The following is a 24,080-nucleotide window of genomic DNA, read 5'->3' as shown; positions in this document are numbered from 1 at the left end:
GTTGAACGGAATGCGGCGGCTCTTCCGACGAGCTACACCAGCCCGGAGCTATGCAGAAACCCCTATGTTGCACGCCGCTACCGGAGCCGGCGAAATATTTTGCGCAAGTAAAAAATCGGCCGTTAGGCCTTGGAAAGCCCGCCGCCTCTCTATATTGAGCCCGTAAGCCTACTCTATGCGCCCTCCGGAATGGAAGCTTTAGTCCCGATTATGTTTGCCTCTGTGGCTGGTATGGGCCACGCTTTCGAGCCGGACCACCTGCTGGCCGTGGGCAACATGGTGTCGCGCCGGGATAGTACCGTGCTGGCCCTGCGCGACGGAATATACTGGGGCCTGGGCCACACCACGATGCTGGTGCTGGTGGGTTCGGTTATCATCCTGAGCCGGGCCACGTTCCTGACGTCGGGCTACTTTGAGGCCGCCGTGGGCGTGCTGCTGGTGACGATGGGCCTGAGCCGGCTCCTTAACTGGAATAAGCCCGTTGAAGTACGGCCCACGCGCTATCAGCACCGCTTGGCCTACACCGTGGGGCTGCTGCACGGCCTGGCCGGCAGCGGAGCACTGGTGCTACTGGTGATGAGCGAAATTCGCCGGCCGCTGCCGGGCATTCTGTACATCCTGGTGTTTGGCGTGGGCTCTATCCTGGGAATGTTTGTGGTGGCCGGCCTGTGCAGCATTCCGTTTACGCGCCGCATGAAAATCAATAAAACCCTGAAATTCAGCAGCATCTTTCTTTCCTCAGCGCTGTGTATCGGCTACGGGGTGTGGATGGTGGTGCAGAACGTGGGCTAGTTGCTGACTGCAATTACTGGTTGTTTAAGTAGAAGCCCAACGGCCCCTTACTCGCAAGTAACCCGGTGCAATCAACAATCATCTTACCGCAATCAACAATACGCCATGCACCTCACTCCGAAAGACCTCGATAAACTGGTGCTGCACCAGGCCGGCTTCTTGGCCCAGAAGCGCTACGCCCGTGGCCTACTGCTGAACTACCCCGAAGCCCTGGCCCTGCTGGCCACCCAGCTGCTGGAGTTTATCCGCGACGGAGAGGCCGTAGCCACGCTCATGAACAAGGGCAAGCTGCTGCTGGGCCTGCAGGACGTGATGCCCGGCGTGGCCGCCATGATTCATGAGGTGCAGGTGGAGGGCACTTTCCCCGATGGCACCAAGCTCGTGACCGTACACCACCCCATCTGCCGCGAAACCGGCGACCCGGCCCTGGCCCTCTACGGCTCCGGCCTGACTCGTACGGCGGCCGTAACCCAGCCCGACAACCTGATAAACGAAATGCCCGGCGAATACCAGCTGACGGAAGGCGAGCTGATTTTGAATGAAAACCGCGACACGTTGGAAATCGAAGTGGTAAACCTCGGCGACCGGCCGGTGCAGGTGGGCTCCCACTACCCCTTCTTCGAAACCAACGCGGCCCTGCAGTTCGACCGGGCCGCGGCCTACGGCTTCCGCCTCAACATTCCGGCCGGCACGGCGGTGCGCTTCGAGCCCGGCGAGCGGAAGCGGGTGACGCTGGTAGCCCTGGGCGGCGAGAGAATCGTGTACGGCGGCAATGGGTGGATTGATGGGCAGTTGAGTGAGGAGAACAAGCCGGCAGCTTTGGCCAAGGCTGCCAATGCAGGCTCAGCAACACCAATGCTTTAGGTATAGCTACTGGAGCGGCTGATATTATCCATATTGTCGAACAGATAGACAAGGAGATTCGCAAACACCTTTGGCTTGACTTCCACGTGCTTTCTTACAATGGTTCAGAGCTGATAATTGCTGGTAGTGAAGATTTAACATACAGCCACAAACTTGAAATTATCTTCTCTAACGTGTTCCTTGTTTCCGCCTTTTTTCAGGGGTGGCATTCGGACGTTAAGGCACCGGTTTTCTACCTCCCGGATAACGTAAGGGAGTTGAATCTGCAGCATGAGATTGAGCAGGGTTACATGCTGTTTGCTTTTCGCACCGAAGACTACCGCAACGACGTGCTTGTGGCGGCCAAGTCCGTCAGCTATAACACCGACACTGTTTACTACTACGAACGGCCGGAACTGCAGGCAAACGAACGAATAGCGGACTTTGTCATCCGCAACCGGCAGTAACCCACTTCTGTACTTCTCAACTATACACGTATGTCCCTACCCATTTCCCGCCGCGCTTACGCCGATATGTACGGCCCCACTACCGGCGACAAAATTCGCCTGGGCGACACTGATTTGTTGATCCAGGTCGAGCAGGACTACACTGTGTACGGCGAGGAATGCAAGTTTGGGGGCGGCAAGGTGCTGCGCGACGGGATGGGCCAGGCTGCCGGTGTCAGTCAGGACGAAGCACTGGATTTAGTAATTACCAACGCCCTGGTGCTCGACTACACCGGCATTTATAAGGCTGACATCGGCATCAAGAACGGGCGCATCAGCGGCATCGGCAAGGCCGGCAACCCCCACATCATGCCGGGCGTGACGCCCGGCATGACCGTGGGCGTGACCACCGAAGTTATTGCCGGGGAAGGCCAAATTCTCACCGCCGGCGGCATCGACTGCCACATTCACTTCATCAGCCCCCAGCAGATTCCCGAAGCCCTTGCCTCGGGCCTGACCACGATGATTGGCGGCGGCACGGGCCCGGCGGCCGGCACCACGGCCACCACCTGTACGCCCGGCGCCTTCTACCTGGAAATGATGCTCAAATCCACCGAGGCCTACCCACTCAACTTCGGCTTTCTGGGCAAGGGCAACACCTCCAAGCCCGAGGGCCTGCGCGAGCAGGTGGAAGCCGGGGCCTTGGGCTTTAAGCTGCACGAGGACTGGGGCACTACCCCCGCCGCCATCGACCAGTGCCTGACCATTGCTGAAGAATACGACGTGCAGGTCTGCATCCACACCGATACGCTCAACGAAAGCGGCTTCGTCGAAACCTCCACGGCGGCGTTTAAGGGGCGCACCATTCACGCCTACCACACCGAAGGCGCCGGCGGCGGCCACGCCCCCGACATCATCAAAATCTGCGGGGAGCCCAACGTCATTCCCTCCTCCACCAACCCCACGCGGCCCTTCACGGTCAATACCATCGACGAGCACCTGGATATGCTTATGGTGTGCCACCACCTCGACAAGAACATTCCCGAAGACGTGGCCTTTGCCGAAAGCCGCATCCGCCAGGAAACCATTGCCGCCGAGGATATCCTGCACGACATGGGCGCGCTGAGTATTATCAGCTCCGACTCCCAGGCCATGGGCCGGGTAGGTGAAGTCATTACCCGTACCTGGCAAACAGCCCACAAGATGCGCCAGCAGCGCGGCCCGCTGCCCGAAGATGCGGCCGGCACCGCCGACAACTTCCGGGCCCGGCGCTACGTGGCCAAGTACACCATCAACCCCGCCCGGGCCCACGGCATTGCCCACGAAATCGGCTCCATTGAGGCAGGCAAGCTGGCCGACCTGGTACTCTGGAAACCGCAGTTTTTCGGGGTGCGGGCCGAAATGGTCATCAAAGGCGGTATCATCGCGCAAAGCCAGATGGGTGATGCCAACGCCTCCATTCCCACGCCCCAGCCCTCCTTTTCCCGGCCCATGTTCGGGGCGTTGGGCTCAGCAATGGGCAAGGCGTCGATGGTATTTGTATCGGCGGCCTCGGTGGAAAAAGTGCGTAATACCTACGGCCTCCAGAAGCAGGTGGTAGCCGTGCAGGGCTGCCGCACGGTGGCTAAAAAGGACATGGCCCTGAATGACTACCTGCCCAATATCCAGGTGGACCCCGAAACCTACCGCGTGACGGTGGATGGCCTGCATCTGACCTGTGAGCCGGCGAAGAAACTGCCGCTGGCGCAGCTCTACAGCCTGTTTTAGAGTAGCGCGAACTGTGTAGTTCGCGTCCTCGCGCCGGTAGAATCGTTCTGACAGGCGAACTACACAGTTTGCGCTACACCTTTTACCCTTTATGTCCCAATTTGCCCGCTTGCTGCACCTCGTCGACTCGTCCATTCCAACGGGCTCGTTTGCCTATTCCTACGGGCTGGAAAGCAGCATTACGTTTGGGCTAGTACGCACCCAATCGGAGCTGCGCAACTTTCTTTACTCCCACCTCCAGCAAATCGGCAGCCTGGAATTGCCCTTTATCAACTCCTGCTTTCAATTGGGCCTCACAGACGAGTTGCGGCCCGCCGCCCAGGAATATGAGGCGCTGCTACTGGTACCCGCCCTACACAAAGCCAGTGTAGTACAGGGCCGCAACTGGCTCAAGCTGCTCACCTCGTTTTACCCCGCCGCGGCCATGAGCGGCATCAGTCAATGGTTTGCCGAGCAGGAAATACCCCTGCACTTCACGCTGGTATTTGCCCTGGGCTTGCAGCGGGCCGGCTTTGCTGCCGAGCAGGTCCAGACAATGTACTTGCATATGCTGCTGCGCGACCAGCTCAGTGCTGCCATTCGTCTGGGCTTTTTGGGCCCCTTGGAAGGCCACCAGCTCCAACACGATTTCTACGCCGTCTTCGAGCATATTGTAGCGGCCCAGGCGGGCAAAACCTACGCTGAAGCTACCCGCTCCGCCTTTGTACTCGATGTGGCCCAGGTTCTGCACGAGGACATTTACTCCCGGCTATTCCAGAACTGAGAAACAACGACAACTCACTCATTCACCACCTCACCATTTCACTTCATGGCATTTGTCGAAAAGCTGGCCCTGCTGCTGCACGGCCACCAGCACGAAGCCTACGAGTCGCCGGGCGACTTTGCCCAGCGCGAAACCCGCCGCCTGCCCTCCTACCGCAACTTTCGCCAGCGGGCCTTCACCGTGGGCATCGGCGGACCGGTGGGCACCGGCAAAACGGCCCTGCTCAAAGCCCTATGCGAAAGAATGCGCCACGAGCACGAGCTAGGTGTAGTGACGAACGACATTTTCACCCGCGAAGACGCCGACTTTCTGATTCGCAACAGTGCCCTGAGCGAAGACCGGATTGTGGGCGTCGAAACCGGCGGCTGCCCCCACGCGGCCATCCGGGAGGATATTTCCCTGAACATGGACGCGCTGGAAGGCCTGATGGTGCGCTTCGAGAATAAGCTAGACTATCTGTTTGTGGAAAGCGGCGGCGACAATCTGGCCGCCCACTTCAGCCGCGAGCTGGTCGACTATTCCATCTATGTCATCGACGTATCGGGCGGCGACAAAATCCCGCGCAAAGGCGGCCCCGGCATCACCCAGTCCGATTTGCTGATCATCAACAAAATTGACCTCAAGGATTTGATAAAAGCCGACCTGGGCGTCATGGAGCGCGACTCGCGCAAGATGCGCGGCGAAGGCCCCTTCCTTTTCGCCCGCGCCATCGACGGCCACGGACTGGATGAAATCATCGGCCATATCCAGGCCGCCAAGGCCCGCGCCCTGGCCTCAGTGCGCGAAGACCGGCGGTAAGTCCTCAACGGCCTAAAACAATCGTTTAGGAGCAGTGAGGTAACCTCACCGGGCAAAAACAATTGATTTCGAACAGTGAGGCGGCCTCACAAGGCAAAAACAAATAAATACAGACCGTGAGGCGGCCTCACTGCTCGAAAACAATCGTTTAGGAGCAGTGAGGCCGCCTCAACGTCCCAAAACAATCGTTTTCGAACAGTGAGGAAATAGACAGGATACGAACCCGCCTCTCTACCACAAGCTAATACTTGCGCAGCAGCGGGTTGTAGCCCAGCATTTCCTCACCGGCCAGCTCCGCTAGCACCTGCTCACAGAGCGGCTGCAGCGCGGCGCGGCTGTGGGCGGCGGCCCGCAGAATAAACACGTCGTCCTTGGCCCTGGACACGGCCACCACGCACTCCTGGCTGCTGATCTGGAAGTGCGGGCCCGTGCTGCCGGGCATCTTTTGCTGCTCCAGACGAGCGGCCAGCCGCTGGAAAAGCGTGCTTTCCGGATTTCCGACTACATAGAGCGAAAAGAAGGTCTGGTAACCGGCGAAGTTGGCGGGGGAGGCGGCAATGTGGTGCTCGGGCTCGAAGCTGAGCTTATCGAGCAGCACCAGTTTCTCGCCGCGGTGCACGCGCAGCTCGGAGTGCAGGCTGGTGAAGGCAAACTTCTCCCCCTGATCCATGCGGCCCGAGTGAAACCAGTCGACCAGCAGCAGCGTGGCCGCCGGGTGCAGCTGCCAGTGCTGAATTTGGCGGTAGCGGCTGGCGGCCTGCAGCACTACGGGGTCAGGAAACACCACGGCCAGGGCATCGGCAGCCACGGTGCCCGCCACGTGCTGCTCGGCCACGGCCCCGTCGGTCGACTTAAAGATCTTGGTATTGGCCTGGGTACTCACGAAGAGCCGGGCCCCGACTTCGACGTGGACGCGGAGCCGGATGGCGTCGCCGGCCACCATGCCGCCGCCGTAGCTGCTGAGCACCACGTGGCAGGCCGGCGTCGGCGACTTCGGGTTCAGCAGCTTTAGGGGCTGGCGGTTGTGGCAGGTGATGAGGCGACTCTGGCCCCGCACCCGCGCTACTTCCACGGTGCTCCAATTCATTCCGTATGTGTTCAGCGCGTTCTGCTCAACCCAACCCCGAGTTGAGCCCGGCAAAGTAACCGCGCAATTCCATACTGCCGGCATGGTCGTAGCGAAAGGTCAAAAAGAAAAATACCCGCGGGCAAAGCTTCCCTGCCGATTTTCTACCAAGAACCTTCCGGATGCTAAAGCACTGTTACCTTGCGGCTCCCGGCTGCGCCCTGCCCCGCTTTCCTTCATCACCTGCTCCGATGTATATCCCCGCAAACTTCCAGCTCACCGATCAGGCCCAGGCCGTGGCCTTCATGCAGCGCTACAGCTTTGCTACCCTGGTCAGCATCGACCAGCAACTGCCCATTGCCTCTCACCTGCCGTTCAGCGTCGCGGCCGAGGGCTCACGGGTGCGGCTTACCTCCCACCTGGCCCGGGCCAATCCGCAGTGGAAATCCTGGGCCGGGCAAGACGTATTGGTAATCTTTACCGAGCCCCACGCCTACATTTCGCCCTCCCTCTACGACAAGCGGGAGAGTGTGCCCACCTGGGATTATATCGCCGTGCACGCCTACGGCCAAGTGCGCCCGCTGGATAGCGAAGCCGACACGGCGCGGGCCTTGCAGCAGCTCATTGCCACGTACGAGCCTGCCTACCAGGCGCAGTGGGACAGCCTACCCGAAAGCTACAAAGTGGGGATGATGCGCGGCATCGTGGCCTTCGAAGTGGAGGTAACTTCCCTGCAGGGTCAGCAGAAGCTGAGTCAGAACAAGTCGGTGGCCGAGCGGGCCGCTATTGCCACCCACCTGGCCACCAGCAACGATTCGGCGGCGCGGGAGCTGGCGCCCTACATTCAGTAGGCAGCCCCGCACCGCAGGGCAGGCCCCATCCTTGCTCCTCGATTTAGGCTAATCTTAAAGCACAGCCGCCAGCCCTTTTCGGTGGTTGCGAGGCTGCTGTACTTGCCTTACTTATTCTGGGCGCCCTGCTCTATCCAGCAGCGAATAAGGTCGCGCTCCTCCTGGGTCATGTTGGTTTTGTTGTTCTGGGGCATTGTTTTAGTGACCACCACGCGCTGCATAATCTTGTCCTGAAGGCGGATAATATCCTCAGGTGTGTCGTATTTGATGCCGTTCGGGGCCGATTTGAACACGTCGTCGGTAGGGTTAGACGAGTGGCACTGCACGCAGCGGGTTTGCACAATGGCATTTACCTGCGCAATGCTCACATTAGGCGTGCAGGCGGCGGCACCATTGGCGGCCTGGCGCGGCGGCGCTGAAACGAAGGCTACGGCCAGCAGGAACAGCACCGAGGCGGGCAGAATCCAGGTGGTGGCCTGCTTCTTTTCGCGCAGGTTCAGCCAGTGCTTCACGCCGGCCACGCCCAGGGAAATGGCCGCCAGAATCAGCCAGGGCTGGCTGTGGCCGAAGGTGCTGGGAAAGTGGTTGCTGACCATCACGAACAGCACCGGCAGGGTAAAGTAGTTGTTGTGCAGGGAGCGGGTCAGAGCGTTTTTACCCAGCGTCGGGTCGAGGGGCTGGCCCAGGGTAGCGGCCTTCACCATGGCTTTCTGGGCCGGAATGATGGTAAAGAACACGTTGCCCACCATGAGCGTGCCCAGCATAGCCCCGAAGTGAATGTAGGCGGCCCGGGCGCTGAACACCTGGCAGTAGAAGAAGGCAAAACCTACGATGACCAGAAAGCCCAGCAAGGCAAACCACATTCCCTTCTTCACCAGCGGCGACTTGCAAAGCACGTCGTAGATCAACCAGGCTACCACAAACGAGCCCACGCCGATGGCCACGCCCGTGAGCGGGGCCATGGCCAGCACGCTAGGGTCGATGAGCATGGAGCCGGCGTTGAAGTAGTACACCACAAAGAGCAGGCTAAAGCCCGAAAGCCAGGTGAAATAGGCCTCGTACTTAAACCAGTGCAGGTCGCGGGGAATTTCCTTGGGGGCCAGCTTGTACTTTTCGAGGTAGTAGAAGCCCCCGCCGTGCACGGCCCAGAGGTTGCCGGCCAGCTCGTCGCGCACGTTATCGGTGCGGTTCAGGGCATTTTCCAGGAACACGAAGTAGAACGAGGCCCCAATCCAGGCAATGCCGAAGGTGATGTGCATCAGGCGCACCACAATGTTCATCCATTCCATCAAATGGCCTTCCCAGGGCGTGCCTTTGATGAGAATGTAGAACACGGCCAGCACGTAAATAACCGTCAGCAGAATAAGAACATAGGAGAAGCCTTGCATAGTCAGGCCATTTTCCCCTAGCTTACCGCCCCTTTTGTCGACTTTAGCAAAACGCTGCAGCGCGTACGTAGCTCCCAGCAGTAGCACGAGGCCCAGCAGGAAGGCAGAAAAAAGTAAAACTTGAGTCATGCAATCAGAAAGCAGCCCCGGGAAGGGGCCTTGGGAAGGGTGGGAGAAATAGGATTCTTCGGGCCAGTAGGCCGCTTTCCGGCAAAAATTCGGCGTTAGCAGCAGGCTAAGCCGGATTCCTGGTCGCAGAACAACAAGATAAATACCTGTGCCGCGAGGGGAAAGTCGGGGAGAACTGGCTTGGAAAAGCCCCCAATTTAAAGAGAAAGTAAATCCCGTATGTCAGAGGTAGCCATAAAAAGCCAGCGTGTGGTGTTGCCCCACGGGGAGCAGCCCGCGTTGGTACTAATTAAAAACGGCCGCATTGTCGCCGTTTTGCCCGTTGATGCCGCCGTAAGCTGCCCGATACTTGACGTGCAGAACCACGCCGTGCTGCCCGGCGTCATCGACCCGCACGTGCACATCAACGAGCCGGGCCGCACCGAGTGGGAAGGCTTCAACACGGCCACCCGCGCCGCGCTGGCCGGCGGCCTCACTACCCTCGTGGACATGCCCCTGAACTCGGCCCCGGTAACGACGTCGGTAGCCAATTTCGAGCTAAAGCTGGCCGCTACCCGGGGCCAATTGCACACCAACGTGGGCTTCTGGGGCGGCATCGTGCCCGGCAACGCGGCCGAGGTTGAAGGCCTCATTGCCCGGGGCGTGCTGGGGTTCAAAGCCTTCCTGACGCACTCGGGCATCGACGACTTTCCCAACGCTACCGAGGCTGATTTGCGGGAAGTAATGCCGATTCTGGCCCGGCACGGCCTGCCGCTGCTGGTACACTGCGAGCTAACCACCGACGACGCCGAGTGGAAGCAGCGCGACAAACGCTCGTACCAGAACTACCTAGCCTCCCGGCCCAAGCACTGGGAAGACGACGCGGTGAATCTGATGATCCGGCTCTGCGAGGAGTTCCGCTGCCCCGTGCACATTGTGCACCTCTCGTCGGCCGATTCTATTGCCGCCGTGGCCGTAGCCAAGATGAAGGGCCTGCCGCTGACGGTGGAAACCGGCCAGCACTACCTGTTTTTCAACGCCGAAGACATTGCCGACGGCCAGACGCAGTTCAAGTGCGCCCCGCCGATTCGGGAAAAGGACAACAATGACCAGCTCTGGGCCGCCCTACAGCAGGGCATCATCGACTTCGTCGCCACCGACCACTCCCCCGCCCCGCCCGACCTCAAGCAGATTGAAACCGGCGACTTTACCACGGCCTGGGGTGGTATTGCCTCGCTACAGCTGGCTCTGCCGGTGCTCTGGACGGCCGCGCAGCCACGGGGCGCTACGCTAAACGACTTGACAAATTGGCTCAGCACTAATCCGGCGAAGCTTATCGGGCAAAGCCACCGTAAAGGCCAGATTGCCGCGGGCTTCGATGCCGATTTGCTGATTCTGGACCCGGAGCAGACATTTAACGTGACGGCCGACATGATTGAGCACCGCCACAAGGTGTCGCCCTACGTGGGGCGGCAGCTGCGCGGCGTGGTCGAGCATACGTGGCTGGCCGGGCAGCTGGTGTACGAGCGGCCGAAGTTTGTGCAACTCAACCAGGGCCAGCTGCTAACCGATAGAACGATGTAGAGACGCAACCTTGCGTCTCCTCGTTGAACGATTGGCAACGCGCCGTAACAGCATCAGCAACGATGGAGCCGCAAGGTTGCGTCTCCATCGTGCTGGCTTCTTTTTCAAACCTTAACCCGCAATTTGGGTGGACGACAACTACACTTCCCGCGCCGAGAAAATCCTGCGCCGCATCGAGGCTTTGGCCGCCATCAGCGAAGATGCGCAGGGCGTGACACGCACATTTGGTACGCCGGCCTTTTTGCAGGGCAGCGCCCTGGTCAAATCGTGGATGGACGCGGCCGGCCTGAGCACACACATCGACAGTATCGGTAACGTGCGCGGGCGGCTGGTGAGCCGGCAGGCCGGAGCTAAAATTTTCGTAATGGCCTCCCACATCGATACGGTGGTGAATGCCGGCAAATACGACGGCCCCCTGGGCGTGCTCATGGGCCTCGATTTGCTAGAGCAATTGGTGCAGCACGCCGTGGAATTACCGTTTCACGTTGAGCTGATTGCCTTCAGCGACGAGGAAGGCGTGCGGTATCATACCACCTACCTCGGCAGCAAAGTAGTAGCCGGCTCCTTCGACCAGAACTTACTTACCAAAACCGACGCCCACGGTATTCCGCTCAGTCAGGCCATTACCACGATGGGCGGCAACGTGCAGACGCTGGCCGCCGACGCCATTGCCGCCGACCAGTGGCTGGGTTATTTCGAAACCCATATTGAACAAGGTCCGGTGCTCTGGGAAAACCGGATTCCGGTGGCCCTCGTCACGGCCATTGCCGGGCAGCAGCGCGTGGAGCTGACTTGGCACGGCATGGCTGGCCACGCCGGCACCGTGCCGATGGACATGCGTCAGGATGCCTTGGCCGGCGCCGCCGAATTCGTGCTGGCCGCCGAGCAGTTTGGTGTGGCTAATAAGAACGAGTTGGTAGCTACCATCGGTAAGCTCGACGTGCGCAACTCGGCCAGTAATGTCATTGCCGGCGAGGTGGTGTGCAGTCTCGATTTGCGCAGCGCCGACGCCGCCCGCCTGGCTACGGCCTATGAGGAGTTGCGCGAAAAAGCCCAGGCCATTGCCCAAAAGCGCCAGTTGACGCTCGACTGGAACCTGATTCAGTACACGGCGCCCGTAAGCTGCGCGGCGGAAATGAATACCTTGCTGGCCCAGGCTATCGGCGAAGCGGGCCACGACGTGGTGCAGCTCGTGAGCGGCGCCGGGCACGACGCGGTGCCGATTTCGGCCGTTTCGCCGGCTACGATGCTGTTTATCCGCTGCTTTAAGGGCATCAGCCACAATCCGCTGGAAAACGTGGAAGTGGCCGACGTGGCCGCCGCCGTGCAGGTTTCCGAGCGGTTTTTGCAGCTGCTTTTCTCTCACTACCAACACTCCCTTTCGAACTAGATGGAAATTTCCGCCCTGACCCGCTCCGTGGTAAAGCACAACCACGCCATTATTGCCCCCGACGGCTACATCAACAGCAACGTGCCCGGCTGGACGAACTGCACCGTCAACGTCATCATCAACGAGCAGATGGGTGCCCGCCTGGCCCAGACGCTGATTACGCTGCGCGAAGGCGGCGAGCTACAAGGCACCACTCAGGCCGCCCAAGTATTCTTCTACGTGGTAGAAGGCCAGCTGCAGGCATCCGTCGACGGCCAGGAAAAGACTTTGGCCAAAGGCGAATACGTGTACGTGCCGGTGGAAAAGAGCTACCGGTTCCACACTCCCACCGAAGGCACCCAAGTGCTGACCTTCCACAAAGTGTATGAGCCCCTGGCCGGCCACGAAACGCCCGGCGTGCTGTTTGGGGCGCGGGATATTGCCAAGGCGCCCATCTACATGAACGACGACGCGCTGCGCATTCAGGAGCTGCTTCCCAACGAGCTGGGCTTCGATATGGCCGTCAACATCTTCACCTACGACATGGGCGGCCACCTGCCGATGGTCGAAACCCACATCATGGAGCACGGCCTGATGTACCTCGAAGGCCAGGCTATCTACGTGCTCGACCAGCAATGGTACCCGGTCAAGAAAGGCGACTCGATCTGGATGGCGCCCTATTGCCAGCAGTGGGCCACTACCATGGGCAAGGAGCCGTCGGTGTACATCTATTATAAGAACGTAAACCGCTTCCCAACGGTAATGTAAGCTGCCGCTATGTACGCCTAATGAATATTCTGCACCGTTTTCTTTCCGCACTGGCCTGGCTGCAGGTATTCGTTTCGCCCACCATCCTCGGTCTTATTCTGGGCGTGCTTAGCTGGCTTTATATGCCCGAGTGGTGGGGCCTGGGCATTGGCCTATTGGTGGCACTGCTCGGCTCCGGCATCGGAATCCGGCTGGCCGAAAAAGCCCGCCGCTACTCGGGCACCATCGAATTTATGAGTCGCACCCGAAGCCATCCGGAGCTGCGGCAAGAAGAAAAGTAACCCAATGACCCTTTCCGAACTCAATTCCCTCCCTGCCCCGGCCCGCGCCGAGGCCTTAGCCAAGTGCTGCGGCGCTACCGCTTGGGTGGAGCAAATGAACAGCATCTTCCCCGTCGCCGACGCCGATACGCTGTTTGAGCAGGCCAAAACTATCTGGTACGGCCTCGCGGAGGTCGACTGGCGCGAGGCCTTTACCCACCATCCCAAAATCGGGGGCAACGTAGCCGCGCTGCGCGAAAAGTTTGCCAGCACCAGCACCTGGGCCGAAGGGGAACAGGCATCCGTAAAGCAGGCTTCGCAGGACACCTTGGAAGCTCTGGCGGCCGGTAATGACGAGTACGAGCAGAAGTTCGGCTACATCTTTATCGTGTGCGCTACGGGGAAGTCGGCCGAGGAAATGCTGGCCTTGCTGCAGGCCCGTCTGCCGAACTTGCTCCAGGATGAAATTCACATTGCCATGGGCGAGCAGGACAAAATCACCCGCATCCGCCTCGAAAAACTCTTAGCCGCATGAGTCAGATTACGACCCACATTCTGGATACTACCCTGGGCCGCCCGGCGCAGGGCGTCACCATTGCTCTTTCCGCCCTGCACGGCGAAGCTTGGCAGGAGCTGGCCCGGGGCCGCACCAACCCCGATGGCCGGATTCCCGATTTGCTGCCCAAAGACCAGCAGCTGCCGCTGGGCACCTACCGCATGAAGTTTTTCACCCAGGAGTACTTCGAGCAGCAGGGTACGGCTAACTTCTACCCCTTCGTGGAAATCGTCTTCAACGTATTGGCTGCCGAGCATTATCACATTCCTCTGCTGCTCAACCCCTTCGGCTACAGCACCTACCGCGGCAGCTGATTCCGCGAGATTTCTAGCCTTAGCTGCCCCACTTTTCAAATTCCCGCCTACTCTTCCCATATGAAACTTAGCCTTCAGGATTCCGAAAAAAGCCAGCTGCTCGACCAGCTCGGCGTAGCCAACCGCCAGTTCCAGCAAACCTACCCCGGCGACAAACCCGACCGCCAGCCGGTGCATACCGTGTACGGCGGGGCTAATTTGTTTAAGTCGGATACCTGCGTGCGGATGGGTGAAATTGCCCTCAACAACCTGAAAAGCTACGCGCCCAACTTCACCGAGCTGGCCCGCGTGCTGCAATTGAAAGGCCACGAGCACCTGCCCACGCTCGAAAAAGACATCATTGCCCTCACCGCCCGCCTCGATGCCATGAGCCCCGAGGAACGCAAGCAAGAGCACGCCTGGCTGGCGTATTCGGTCTACAACAAGATCATCAAAAAGCTGCAGAGCGAGCCGGTAGAGGATTTCCGGGTCGACTTTGAGGACGGCTTCGGCAACCGGCCCGACGCGGAGGAAGACGAAACCGCCGTGCGCGCCGCTGGTGAAGTAGCTAAGGGCATGGAAAACGGCACCTTGTCGCCCTTCATCGGCATCCGCATCAAGCCCTTTACCGAAGACCTCAAGGCCCGGGGCGTGCGCACGCTGGATATTTTCCTGACCACGCTGCTGGAAAAAACCGGCGGCAAGCTGCCCGACAACTTCGTGGTGATGCTGCCCAAAGTGACCATTCCCGAGCAGATGACCACGATGGTACGCCTGTTTGAGCTCATCGAACAGGCCAACAACCTGCCCGCCGGCACGCTCCAGATGGAAACGATGGTGGAAGCCACTCAGATCATCATGGATGAGGAAGGCCGCAACCCGCTCATGCGCATCATCCGGGCCAGTGAGGGCCGCTGCGTGGCCGCCCACTTCGGCACCTACGACTACACGGCCTCGGCCGGCATTACGGCCAAGTACCAGACTATGGCTCACCCCGTCTGCGACTTTGCCCACCACATGACCAAGGTGGCGCTGGGCGGCACCGGCATCTTCCTCTCCGATGGGGCTACCAACGTGATGCCCATCGGCCCCCACCGCGGCGACAACCTCTCGTTCGAGCAGCTCAAGGAAAACCGCGACTCGGTGCACAACGCCTGGCGGCAGGGCTTCCACCACACCACCCACTCGCTCATCAACGGCCTCTACCAGGGCTGGGATTTGAACCCAGCCCAGCTGCCGATGCGCTACGCGGCTACCTACAACTTTTTCCTGAGCAGCTACGACGACGCGCTGAACCGGCTGAAAACTTTTGTGGAGCGGGCTGCCATTTCCACCCTCACCGGCGACATCTTCGACGACGCCGCTACGGGTCAGGGCCTGCTCAACTTCTTCCTGAAAGCTATGAACTGCGGCGCCATTACCGAAGACGAAGTACTGGCTACTGGCCTCACGCTGGAAGAAATCCAGACCCGCTCGTTCTTCCGCATCCTGGAGGGCCGCCGCAAGCAGAAAGCCTAGCTTTTGCGCCTTATTGCTACAATGCCCCGCTGGCCGTTTTCGAATGGCTGGCGGGGTATTTTTTTTTGGTGGCTATCCGCCACTCAGTCCGTTCTGGCACCCCACTGTTTCTCGCTAGTATTATGATGAGAAAGCTAATCTACGCTGTACTTTCCAGTAAAATATACTACTATACTTTTGAAGCCCTGAACCGGCTAAATTTCAACATTAATACGCTTTAACAACAGATTAAAGCAATTTCATATAGCATGTTAAAAGCTATTTTTTCGACAACCATCAACATTATGCGGCAAATTTAATTTAAATATCTTGTTGATATTCATGCATATACACCATAAATACTCAATGCATTAAATTAAGCTTAAAGTTGTTTTATCCCACTATTTACTCAAAAACCATAACTTTTTTCTCTTATCGTTTTCTAATTATGCTTTAATGAAAATCTAATAACCTTATAATATCCCTTTAATTCTACGCCTGTTTCTGGCCTTTACCTTTGTCATAGAAATTTCAACTGATTGATTCCGAAGTTTTTTCACCGACCTGCTCTGATTAGAAATTCTTTTTAGCGCTGCACCACCGCAACCGGTTCCACGCGGCCGGCTCTGCTTCCCACCCACTTCCGAGTGTTTTCTCCTTCGCGGCTTTTAAGCCACGCCGGATTTCTCATGCCTTTTCCAATGCTTATGTCTACCGTATCAACTACTCCCAAAACCTGGGATTTTTCTTACTTCAAAAACGATTTGCAGGGTGGCCTGGTGTCGTTTCTGGTGGCCGTACCGCTGTGCCTGGGCATTGCGCTGGCCTCGGGTGCCCCACTGTTTTCGGGTATCATCGCCGGCATCGTCGGCGGGCTGGTGGTGGGGGCGCTGAGCCGCTCAGCCGTCAGTATTTCGGGGCCGGAAGCGGGCCTGATCCTGGTTGTTGTGAGCAGCCTTAGCTCCCTGGGCTCGTTTAAGGCGCTGCAGCTGGCCATCTGCGTGGCCGGCGTGATGCAGATCATCATGGGCCTGGTGAAAGCCGGTATCATCAGCAACTTCTTTCCCTCGTCGGTTATCAAAGGCATGCTGGCGGCCATCGGCATTATCCTGATTCTGAAGCAGCTGCCCCACATTATGGGCTACGATGCCGACGCGGTAGAGTCGCTGGCCTTGTTTTCGTGGAACGGCGGCAACCTGGAAGGCCTGCTGGAGCACGCCCTGCGCGAATTCAATGCTACGGCGCTGGTTATTGCCGTGGTTAGCCTGGCCGTACTTATTGGCTGGGAACAGCCCTTCTTCAAGCAGAACCCCGTGCTTTCGGCCGTGCCGGCGGCGTTGGTAGTTATCATTCTGGGCGTCACGCTAAACACCCTGGCTGGCCTGCTCGACCCCGCTTACATGCTGGCTGGCACCCACTTGGTGCAACTGCCGGTGCCTAAGAGTACTGAGGAATTCATCGGCCTCTTCACCCTGCCTGACTTCTCGCAGCTGGCCAACGTCAAAATCTACACCGCCGCGTTTTCTATTGCCCTGGTAGCCAGCCTCGAAGCCCTGTTGGCCGTGGAAGCCACCGACGAGCTGGACCCGCTGAAGCGCAAAACCCCCACCAACCGCGAGCTGAAGGCCCAGGGCGTGGGCAACTTCGTGAGCGGCCTGCTCGGCGGCCTGCCGCTTACCTCGGTTATCGTGCGCAGCTCGGTGAGCATCAACGCCGGGGGCCGCACAAAGCTGGCAGCCCTGATGCACGGCAGCTTTCTACTCTTGAGCGTCATCCTGTTTCCGCGCCTGCTGAATCTGATTCCCTGGGCCGCGCTGGCCGCTATCCTGCTTGTTACGGGCTATAAGCTGGCCCGCATCAGCATCTTCAAGCAGCACTTTCAGGCGGGCATCACCGAGTTTCTACCCTTCATCGTCACCATCGTGGCCATTCTGCTCACGGACCTGCTCATCGGTATCGGCATTGGCGCGGCTGTCGGCTTGTTCTTCGTGCTGCGCGAAACCTACAAAAACGCGCACTTCTTCCAGAGCTATTCCGTCGAAGGCCAGGAGCACCTGCGCATCAGCCTGGGCGAGCATGTCTCGTTTCTCAACAAGGCCAGCATCATGACCGTGCTCAAGGATATTCCGGTGAATACGACCGTGGAAATCGACGGCACCAACTCCGCCTTCATTGACCGCGACGTGCTGGGTGCCATCGAGAACTTCCGCGAAACGGCTCGGCAGCGTAATATCCAGCTCATTTTCCTGCGCAAAGGCGAAGACTACGCCCAGAACATTGCTGGCCAGCCCCACGTGAGCGGCAAGGAAGCCGACTTTGAGGCCTATTACAAGCTTTTTGAAAACAACCGCAACTGGGTGGCCGAAAAGCTGCGCCGCAACCCGCGCTTTTTCGAGGCCGCCGCTGAGCAAACGCCCAAGTTCCTGTTCATCGGCTGCTCCGACAACCACGTATCGGTAAGTGAGATGACCGGCACCGCACCCGGTGAGGTATTCGTGCACCGCAACGTGGCCAACCTGGTGGTAAGTACCGATCTGAATTTGTCGTCGGTGCTGCAATATGCCGTCGAGGTGCTCAAAATTCAGCACATCATCGTGTGCGGGCACTATGGCTGCCGGGGCGTGAAGGCGGCCATGCAAAACGTGGACGAAGGCGCGGTGAACAGCTGGCTGAGCACGGTGCGCGAGGTAATGCATAAGCACGACCATGAGCTGGGCGAACTGGAAACCGAGGACGAGCGGTACCGCCGCCTCGTGGAGCTCAACGTCATCGAACAAGTGTATAACCTGCACCAGAACGCCAGCGTACAGCAGGCCTACGAAGGTGCCGCGCCGCTGCACCTGCACGGCTGGGTTTACGATATTCACGGCGGCGTCATCCGGGATTTGGAAGTAGACGTGCGCCGGGACTTTGCCGAGTACGACACCATTTTCCGCTACCAGGTGGCTCCCGAGGGGCTGCGCCGCCTGGCTGGCAACCTGCACCAGCCGCCGTCCATCTACTCGGTAAGCACCGGCACCGGACGCGGCCCCATCATTGCCATTCCGCCCTTCGATGGCGACGCGGCCCTGGGCGTGCCGTAACCCCACTATTCATTACTGCCCCACCCGATTCCCATCCCACCCAAAGTGTTTTTTTAAACCCGGCTGCGGCCCCCGACGGTTTTCCCAATCGGCGGGGGCAGTACCGCCAACTGCTTGTGCGAGGATGAAAATATTGTTAGTTGAAGACGACTTACTAGCGGCTGCGCTGCTGAAAAGCAGCCTGGAACAGCAGGGCATAGCGGTGGCCGTGGCCCTGAATGTGCCTTCGGCCTACCATATGCTGGCCGCCACCGAATACACGGCCGTTATTCTCAAAGCGGAACTGCCCGAGGTCAGCGGCCTGGAGCTGTGCCGCCACATCCGGCAGCACTACGATAAGCTGTCGGTGCTCATGTTTACGGCCCTCAACGATACCGAGCACAAGCTGCGTGGCTTCGAGGCCGGAGCCGATGACTACTTGGTGAAGCCGTTCGAGTTTGGGGAGCTGCTGGCCCGCCTGCGCGCCCTGCACCGCCGCTATCCGGCCCCGGCCCCTCCCGAGCAGAACGTGCTGAAAGTGGCCGACCTGGAGCTGCACGGCAGCAGTAAAATCGTGAAGCGCGGCGACAAGCGCATCGACCTCACGGGCCGCGAGCTAGCGTTGCTGGAGTATTTCATGCACAACCAGGGCCGCGCCCTCACCCGCCATGAAATCGTGCACAAAGTTTGGGACTTAGCCTTCGATACCCGCACCAACGTGGTAGATGTGTACGTGAACTACCTGCGCAAGAAAGTAGACAAAGACTTCACCCCCAAGCTAATACACACCCTCAACGGCATCGGTTATATCCTGGAAGACCGCGCCGCCTGACGTTAGATTTATCCAGACGATAGTTAGTGACTTGTGGCGCGAATCTTAGCCCGTAGCCTACGTCGTTGCCGTAACCCAGGGCTGCAAACCCGGTTGTGGCAACCTGTAGGCTACGGGCTACCGCTTTTGCAGCTCCCCGCGCCAATCCAGGCTATTCATTGGTCGATATCGGCTTTGCAGCAAACCCCGATACGCTTCTCTACTTGCCGGTGAAAGGCATCGGCTATTGTAAGCAAAGCCGGTTGCAAAACCCGCATAATCGGGCTGTATCCCGCTATTTTTGGTCACCGACTAGGTGAGAAGCGGCGTTGGAAATCGTAGCCGGGGCCAAGTCGGGCGTGTCTGCCTGCGGCGGGAGAATATCTTGCCAATTCGGCCGGGCCATACCCGCCCGACGGCCTCTCTTCACGACACCGACTTCCGATGAATCCCGCTATAGCTGCCCAGGGTCTGTACCGCCCCGAGTTTGAGCACGACGCCTGTGGTACGGGCTTTATCACCTTCTTGAACGGTCAGAAGTCGCACCAGATTATTGACGACGCGCTGACTATGCTCGAAAACATGGAGCACCGCGGCGCCTGCGGCTGCGACTCCGATTCGGGCGACGGGGCCGGCATTCTGCTCCAGCTGCCCCACTGGTTTTTCCTGGAAGAATGCACTGCCCTGAGCATTCGGCTGCCCGAGCCCGGCAGCTACGGCGTGGGCATGGTGTTTTTGCCCAAAAAGCACTCGACCAAGGACGCCTGCCGCCAGCTTATTCAGGACGCCGCGCAGAAATTGGGCATGGCCGTGCTGGGCTTCCGGCCGGTGCCGGTCAATCCGGTCGGTATCGGGCCCACGGCCCTGGCCGCCGAGCCCGACATGGAGCAGGTCTTCATCGGCCGGCCCGAAGGCGTTTCCAGCCCCGAGGATTTTGAGCGGAAGCTCTATGTGCTACGTCGCTACATCACCAAGCTGGTGCTGGAAGCCAACCTCAAGGCCGGCGGCGACTTTTATTTTGCCTCGCTCTCGTGCAAAACCATCGTCTACAAGGGTCAGCTCACCACCTACCAGGTGCGCGGCTACTTCCCCGATTTATCGGATGCGCGGGTCACGTCGGCTTTCGGCATGGTGCATTCCCGCTTTTCGACCAACACGTTTCCGTCATGGAAGCTGGCCCAACCATTTCGTTTGCTGGCCCACAATGGCGAAATCAACACGCTGCGGGGCAATCTGAACTGGTTTTACGCCGGCATGCGCAGCTACGTCTCGCCCTACTTTTCCCCGGAGGAAATGGACATGCTGCTGCCCGTTATTGACGAAGGTCAGTCGGACTCGGCGTGCCTGGACAACGTGGTGGAAATCCTGCTGCACTCGGGCCGCTCGTTGCCCCACGTGATGATGATGCTGGTGCCCGAGGCCTGGGACGGCAATACCCAGATGGACCCCTGGAAAAAGGCCTTCTACGAGTTCCACGCCACGTTTATGGCCCCCTGGGACGGTCCCGCCGCGCTGATTTTCACCGATGGTCAGCAAATCGGGGCCATGCTGGACCGCAACGGGCTGCGGCCGTTGCGCTACGTCGTGACGGACGACGGGCGCGTAATGGTGGCTTCCGAAGCCGGGGTGCTGGGCATTCCGGAGTCAACGGTTATTCAGAAGGGCCGTTTGCAGCCGGGTAAAATGCTGCTGATTGACACCGTGGCCGGTCAAATTATCACCGACCAGGGCATCAAGGCCCAGGCCGCCGCTCAGCAGCCCTACGGCGAGTGGCTGAATGACTACCAGATCCGGCTGGAAGAGCTGCCCGAACCCCGCCAAGTGTTTACCGACCTGGCCGCCGACTCCGTGTTTAAGTACCACCAGGTGTTTGGCTACACCCGCGAGGATATCGACACGATTATCACGCCCATGGCCTTGGAAGCCAAGGAACCCATCGGCTCGATGGGCGTGGACGTGCCCCTGGCTATCCTGTCCGACCAGCCCCAGCATTTGAGCAGCTACTTCAAGCAGTTTTTTGCCCAAGTGACGAACCCGCCGATTGACCCGATTCGGGAGCGGCTGGTAATGAGTCTGGCCACTTTTATCGGCAACAACGGGAACATCCTCGACGAGGACAAGATGCACTGCCACTGCGTAGCCCTGCGCCAGCCCATTTTGACCAACCACGAGCTGGAAAAGATGCGCAGCATCGATACCGGCATGTTCAACGCCAAAACGCTGCTTTCCTACTTCAAGGCCGATGGCAAGCCCGGCTCCCTGCAGGATGGCTTGGCGCGCCTCTGCCGCTACGCCGAAGATGCCGTGAATGACGGCTTTGAAGTGCTGATATTGTCGGACCGCGGCCTGGATTCCAAGCACGCGCCTATTCCGTCGTTGCTGGCCGTATCGGCGGTGCATCATCACCTGATCCGCAAAGGCCATCGGGGCTCAGTGGGCTTGGTGGTAGAAGCCGGCGACATTTGGGAAGTGCACCATTTTGCCTGTTTGTTGTCATTTGGAGCCACTGCCATCAACCCCTACCTGGCCCTGGCCACCATCCAGACCATGCAGCAGGGCGGCAATTTCAACACGAGTCATGACGCGCCCCAACTGGTAAAAAACTACGTGAAAGCCGTGTGCGACGGGCTGCTGAAGATCTTCTCCAAGATGGGCATCAGCACGCTGCAGAGCTACCACGGGGCGCAGGTGTTCGAAATTCTAGGCTTGAATCAGGAGGTAGTAGACAATTATTTTACCGGCGCCGTCACCCGCATTGGCGGGCTGGGGCTGGATGAAATAGCCCGTGAAACGCTGTATAAGCATTTTCAGGGCTTCAAGAGCAGCACCCCCGAGGAGCAGCAGCTTCTGCCCGATGGCGGCATCTACCAGTGGCGGCGGCGGGGCGAGGCGCACATGTTCAACCCCGAAACCGTGCATTTGCTGCAGTTGGCCACGCGCACCGGCAACTATGAAACCTACCGCCGCTACGCCAAGCTGGTGAACGAGCAGCCCGAGCGGATGTTTACGTTGCGCGGCCTGCTCGATTTTGCCCGCCACCGCCCTTCTATTTCCATCGAGGAAGTGGAGCCGGCCGAAGGCATCATGAAGCGCTTCGCTACCGGGGCCATGTCGTTTGGCTCGATTTCGCACGAGGCGCACAGCACGTTGGCCATTGCCATGAACCGCATTGGCGGCAAAAGCAATACGGGCGAAGGCGGCGAAGACCCAATGCGCTACGAGCGGCTGCCCAACGGCGACTCCATGCGCTCGGCCATCAAGCAGATTGCCTCGGCCCGCTTTGGCGTCACGGCCCACTACCTGACCAATGCTGACGAGCTGCAGATCAAGATGGCGCAGGGGGCCAAGCCGGGGGAAGGCGGGCAGCTGCCGGGCCACAAGGTGGATGCCTGGATTGCCAAAACCCGCCACGCCACGCCCGGCGTGGGTTTGATTTCGCCCCCACCCCACCACGACATCTACTCCATCGAAGACCTGGCCCAGCTGATTTTCGATTTGAAAAATGCCAACCGCGCCGCCCGCATCAATGTAAAGCTGGTTAGCAAAGCCGGCGTGGGCACCATTGCCGCCGGCGTTGCCAAGGCCCACGCCGACGTGATTCTCATTGCTGGCTACGACGGCGGCACCGGTGCCTCGCCCATCAGCTCCATCAAGCACGCCGGCCTGCCCTGGGAGCTGGGCCTAGCCGAAGCCCACCAGACGCTCCTGCGCAACCAGCTGCGGAGCCGGGTGGTGCTGCAGGCAGACGGGCAGCTGAAAACCGGCCGCGACCTGGCCGTAGCCGCGCTGCTTGGGGCTGAAGAATGGGGCGTGGCCACGGCCGCGCTGGTAGCCGGCGGCTGCGTGATGATGCGCAAGTGCCACCTCAACACCTGCCCCGTGGGCGTGGCCACCCAGGACCCCGAGCTGCGCAAGCTCTTCAGCGGGCAGCCCGAGCACATTGTGAATCTGTTCCGTTTTCTGGCCGAGGAGCTGCGCGAAATCATGGCCGAGCTGGGTTTCCGGACGATAAACGACATGGTGGGCCGCACGCAGTTTCTGAAGGTGCGCGAGGGCATTACGCACTGGAAAGCCCGCAAACTGGACCTCAGCGGCCTGCTCCAGCCCGCCGCCAACCCCTCGGGCGGCACCCTGCACCACAGCGAAGCCCAGGACCACGGCCTCGACAACATCCTGGACTGGCAGCTGCTAGCCCACGCCACCCCGGCCCTGGAGGAGCGGATTCCGGTGTTTGCCGAGTTCGACGTGCACAACACCGACCGCACCATCGGCACGCTGCTTTCCAACGAGGTAGCCAAGCGCTACCACGCTGCGGGCCTGCCTGAGAATACTGTGAACTTCCGTTTCCGGGGCTCGGCCGGGCAGAGTTTCGGGGCGTTCAGCGTGAAGGGGCTGTCATTTGCGCTGGAAGGAGAAGCCAACGACTACGTGGGCAAAGGCCTTTCCGGGGCCCAGCTGGCCATATTCCCAGCCGCCGACGGCAACTTTGTACCCGAGCACAACATCATCATCGGCAACGTGGCCCTCTACGGCGCTACGTCCGGCGAGCTGTTTGTGCGCGGGCAGGCCGGAGAAAGGTTTGCCGTGCGCAACTCCGGGGCTACGGCCGTGGTGGAAGGCGTGGGGGACCACGGCTGCGAGTACATGACCGGCGGCCGGGCCCTGGTGCTGGGCGCCACGGGCCGCAACTTCGCGGCCGGCATGAGCGGCGGCATTGCCTGGGTATACGACCCGCACGGCACGTTCCCGGATAACTGCAACCAGGAAATGGTGGAACTCGACCCGCTCGATGCCGACGACGAAGCCCAGATTCAGGCCTTGCTGCGGAAGCACCAGCAGCTCACGGGCAGCCAATTGGCGGCCTACCTGCTCGGCAACTGGCCGGAGAAAGCCGGGCGCTTCGTGAAAGTATTTCCTTCCGAATACAAAAAGGTGTTGCAAGCCGCGCAGTACGCCACGGCTGGCTAAGCACTTCATCTACTCAGAAAAGAACGTCATGTTGAGCGCAGTCGGAGTGCCGGGCGAAACCGGTTTTCGGTGCTGCAACAACGAAAAGCG

At 59.6% G+C, this 24,080-nt stretch carries 19 protein-coding genes; 17 read left to right on the top strand and 2 right to left on the bottom strand.

The window, feature by feature from the left end; translation table 11 throughout:
* Positions 1-189 precede the first annotated feature (189 nt).
* The 6 genes from LGH74_RS04835 (at position 190) to ureG (ending at position 5,409) form a co-directional block, all read left to right on the top strand.
* Positions 190-792, top strand: coding sequence for an urease accessory protein (locus LGH74_RS04835; protein ID WP_226172775.1), 603 nt, complete (start codon positions 190-192; stop codon positions 790-792).
* Between the two features lie 105 nt (positions 793-897).
* Positions 898-1,656, top strand: a complete 759-nt coding sequence (locus tag LGH74_RS04830) for an urease subunit beta (RefSeq protein ID WP_226172772.1) — start codon at positions 898-900, stop codon at positions 1,654-1,656.
* A gap of 86 nt (positions 1,657-1,742) precedes the next feature.
* On the top strand, positions 1,743-2,102 hold the full coding sequence (locus LGH74_RS04825; RefSeq protein WP_226172758.1) for a hypothetical protein: 360 nt from the start codon (positions 1,743-1,745) through the stop codon (positions 2,100-2,102).
* 30 nt (positions 2,103-2,132) lie between these two features.
* Positions 2,133-3,848: an urease subunit alpha gene (gene ureC, locus LGH74_RS04820; protein ID WP_226172755.1), complete on the top strand. Its 1,716-nt coding sequence runs from the start codon at positions 2,133-2,135 to the stop codon at positions 3,846-3,848.
* 91 nt (positions 3,849-3,939) lie between these two features.
* Positions 3,940-4,611: an urease accessory protein UreF gene (locus tag LGH74_RS04815; RefSeq protein WP_226172752.1), complete on the top strand. Its 672-nt coding sequence runs from the start codon at positions 3,940-3,942 to the stop codon at positions 4,609-4,611.
* A gap of 45 nt (positions 4,612-4,656) precedes the next feature.
* Positions 4,657-5,409: an urease accessory protein UreG gene (gene ureG, locus LGH74_RS04810; RefSeq protein ID WP_226172749.1), complete on the top strand. Its 753-nt coding sequence runs from the start codon at positions 4,657-4,659 to the stop codon at positions 5,407-5,409.
* A 241-nt stretch (positions 5,410-5,650) separates the two neighbouring features.
* Here the strand turns inward: ureG and LGH74_RS04805 are convergent, their stop codons facing one another.
* Positions 5,651-6,496, bottom strand: a complete 846-nt coding sequence (locus LGH74_RS04805) for an urease accessory protein UreD (RefSeq protein ID WP_226172746.1) — start codon at positions 6,494-6,496, stop codon at positions 5,651-5,653.
* 230 nt (positions 6,497-6,726) lie between these two features.
* Between LGH74_RS04805 and LGH74_RS04800 the strand changes: the two genes are divergently transcribed.
* Positions 6,727-7,326 carry an FMN-binding negative transcriptional regulator gene (locus LGH74_RS04800; protein ID WP_226172743.1) on the top strand — a complete coding sequence of 200 codons (600 nt, stop codon included), beginning with the start codon at positions 6,727-6,729 and terminating at the stop codon, positions 7,324-7,326.
* A gap of 107 nt (positions 7,327-7,433) precedes the next feature.
* On the opposite strand, the gene LGH74_RS04795 is transcribed toward LGH74_RS04800, so the two are convergent.
* Positions 7,434-8,843 (bottom strand): urate hydroxylase PuuD, encoded by a 1,410-nt coding sequence (locus LGH74_RS04795; protein ID WP_226172740.1) that lies wholly within the window; start codon positions 8,841-8,843, stop codon positions 7,434-7,436.
* A 219-nt stretch (positions 8,844-9,062) separates the two neighbouring features.
* Between LGH74_RS04795 and allB the strand changes: the two genes are divergently transcribed.
* The 10 genes from allB to gltB all read left to right on the top strand — a co-directional run bounded on the left by allB (position 9,063) and on the right by gltB (position 23,990).
* A complete protein-coding gene (allB, locus tag LGH74_RS04790; RefSeq protein WP_226172735.1) occupies positions 9,063-10,406 on the top strand; it encodes an allantoinase AllB in 1,344 nt (447 codons plus the stop codon).
* A gap of 127 nt (positions 10,407-10,533) precedes the next feature.
* Positions 10,534-11,796 carry an allantoate amidohydrolase gene (locus tag LGH74_RS04785; RefSeq protein ID WP_226172731.1) on the top strand — a complete coding sequence of 421 codons (1,263 nt, stop codon included), beginning with the start codon at positions 10,534-10,536 and terminating at the stop codon, positions 11,794-11,796.
* Entirely contained in the window at positions 11,797-12,543 is a 747-nt protein-coding gene (gene allE / locus LGH74_RS04780; protein ID WP_226172728.1) for a (S)-ureidoglycine aminohydrolase, read from the top strand. It begins immediately after the preceding gene.
* 20 nt (positions 12,544-12,563) lie between these two features.
* Positions 12,564-12,824, top strand: coding sequence for a hypothetical protein (locus LGH74_RS04775; protein WP_226172725.1), 261 nt, complete (start codon positions 12,564-12,566; stop codon positions 12,822-12,824).
* Positions 12,825-12,828: 4 nt separating this feature from the next.
* Complete coding sequence (gene uraD, locus LGH74_RS04770) at positions 12,829-13,338, top strand: 2-oxo-4-hydroxy-4-carboxy-5-ureidoimidazoline decarboxylase (protein ID WP_226172723.1); 510 nt, start codon at positions 12,829-12,831, stop codon at positions 13,336-13,338.
* Positions 13,335-13,673, top strand: a complete 339-nt coding sequence (uraH, locus tag LGH74_RS04765; RefSeq protein ID WP_226172721.1) for a hydroxyisourate hydrolase — start codon at positions 13,335-13,337, stop codon at positions 13,671-13,673. The genes uraD and uraH overlap by 4 nt, the downstream gene beginning before the upstream one ends.
* Positions 13,674-13,733: 60 nt before the next feature.
* A complete protein-coding gene (locus LGH74_RS04760; protein ID WP_226172719.1) occupies positions 13,734-15,170 on the top strand; it encodes a DUF6986 family protein in 1,437 nt (478 codons plus the stop codon).
* A gap of 686 nt (positions 15,171-15,856) precedes the next feature.
* The gene (locus tag LGH74_RS25060) at positions 15,857-18,232 is read left to right on the top strand and encodes a SulP family inorganic anion transporter (RefSeq protein WP_348532984.1); all 2,376 of its coding nucleotides are present in this window, start codon (positions 15,857-15,859) and stop codon (positions 18,230-18,232) included.
* Between the two features lie 124 nt (positions 18,233-18,356).
* Positions 18,357-19,043 (top strand): response regulator transcription factor, encoded by a 687-nt coding sequence (locus tag LGH74_RS04745; protein ID WP_226172717.1) that lies wholly within the window; start codon positions 18,357-18,359, stop codon positions 19,041-19,043.
* Positions 19,044-19,466: 423 nt separating this feature from the next.
* Positions 19,467-23,990, top strand: coding sequence for a glutamate synthase large subunit (gene gltB, locus LGH74_RS04740; protein ID WP_226172715.1), 4,524 nt, complete (start codon positions 19,467-19,469; stop codon positions 23,988-23,990).
* Positions 23,991-24,080 lie beyond the last annotated feature (90 nt).

The organism is Hymenobacter lucidus (genome assembly GCF_020447265.1).
GTDB lineage: Bacteria > Bacteroidota > Bacteroidia > Cytophagales > Hymenobacteraceae > Hymenobacter > Hymenobacter lucidus.
This window is presented reverse-complemented; position numbering and strand designations above follow the sequence as displayed.

Excerpts from the sequence above, each read along its gene's own strand:
- LGH74_RS04835 (WP_226172775.1), top strand. The coding sequence starts at position 190 with ATGGAAGCTTTAGTCCCGATTATGTTTGCCTCTGTGGCTGGTATGGGC.
- LGH74_RS04830 (WP_226172772.1), top strand. The coding sequence starts at position 898 with ATGCACCTCACTCCGAAAGACCTCGATAAACTGGTGCTGCACCAGGCC.
- ureC (WP_226172755.1), top strand. The coding sequence starts at position 2,133 with ATGTCCCTACCCATTTCCCGCCGCGCTTACGCCGATATGTACGGCCCC.
- LGH74_RS04815 (WP_226172752.1), top strand. The coding sequence starts at position 3,940 with ATGTCCCAATTTGCCCGCTTGCTGCACCTCGTCGACTCGTCCATTCCA.
- ureG (WP_226172749.1), top strand. The coding sequence starts at position 4,657 with ATGGCATTTGTCGAAAAGCTGGCCCTGCTGCTGCACGGCCACCAGCAC.
- LGH74_RS04805 (WP_226172746.1), bottom strand. The coding sequence starts at position 6,496 with ATGAATTGGAGCACCGTGGAAGTAGCGCGGGTGCGGGGCCAGAGTCGC.
- LGH74_RS04800 (WP_226172743.1), top strand. The coding sequence starts at position 6,727 with ATGTATATCCCCGCAAACTTCCAGCTCACCGATCAGGCCCAGGCCGTG.
- LGH74_RS04795 (WP_226172740.1), bottom strand. The coding sequence starts at position 8,843 with ATGACTCAAGTTTTACTTTTTTCTGCCTTCCTGCTGGGCCTCGTGCTA.
- allB (WP_226172735.1), top strand. The coding sequence starts at position 9,063 with ATGTCAGAGGTAGCCATAAAAAGCCAGCGTGTGGTGTTGCCCCACGGG.
- allE (WP_226172728.1), top strand. The coding sequence starts at position 11,797 with ATGGAAATTTCCGCCCTGACCCGCTCCGTGGTAAAGCACAACCACGCC.
- LGH74_RS04775 (WP_226172725.1), top strand. The coding sequence starts at position 12,564 with ATGAATATTCTGCACCGTTTTCTTTCCGCACTGGCCTGGCTGCAGGTA.
- uraD (WP_226172723.1), top strand. The coding sequence starts at position 12,829 with ATGACCCTTTCCGAACTCAATTCCCTCCCTGCCCCGGCCCGCGCCGAG.
- uraH (WP_226172721.1), top strand. The coding sequence starts at position 13,335 with ATGAGTCAGATTACGACCCACATTCTGGATACTACCCTGGGCCGCCCG.
- LGH74_RS04760 (WP_226172719.1), top strand. The coding sequence starts at position 13,734 with ATGAAACTTAGCCTTCAGGATTCCGAAAAAAGCCAGCTGCTCGACCAG.
- LGH74_RS25060 (WP_348532984.1), top strand. The coding sequence starts at position 15,857 with ATGTCTACCGTATCAACTACTCCCAAAACCTGGGATTTTTCTTACTTC.
- LGH74_RS04745 (WP_226172717.1), top strand. The coding sequence starts at position 18,357 with ATGAAAATATTGTTAGTTGAAGACGACTTACTAGCGGCTGCGCTGCTG.
- gltB (WP_226172715.1), top strand. The coding sequence starts at position 19,467 with ATGAATCCCGCTATAGCTGCCCAGGGTCTGTACCGCCCCGAGTTTGAG.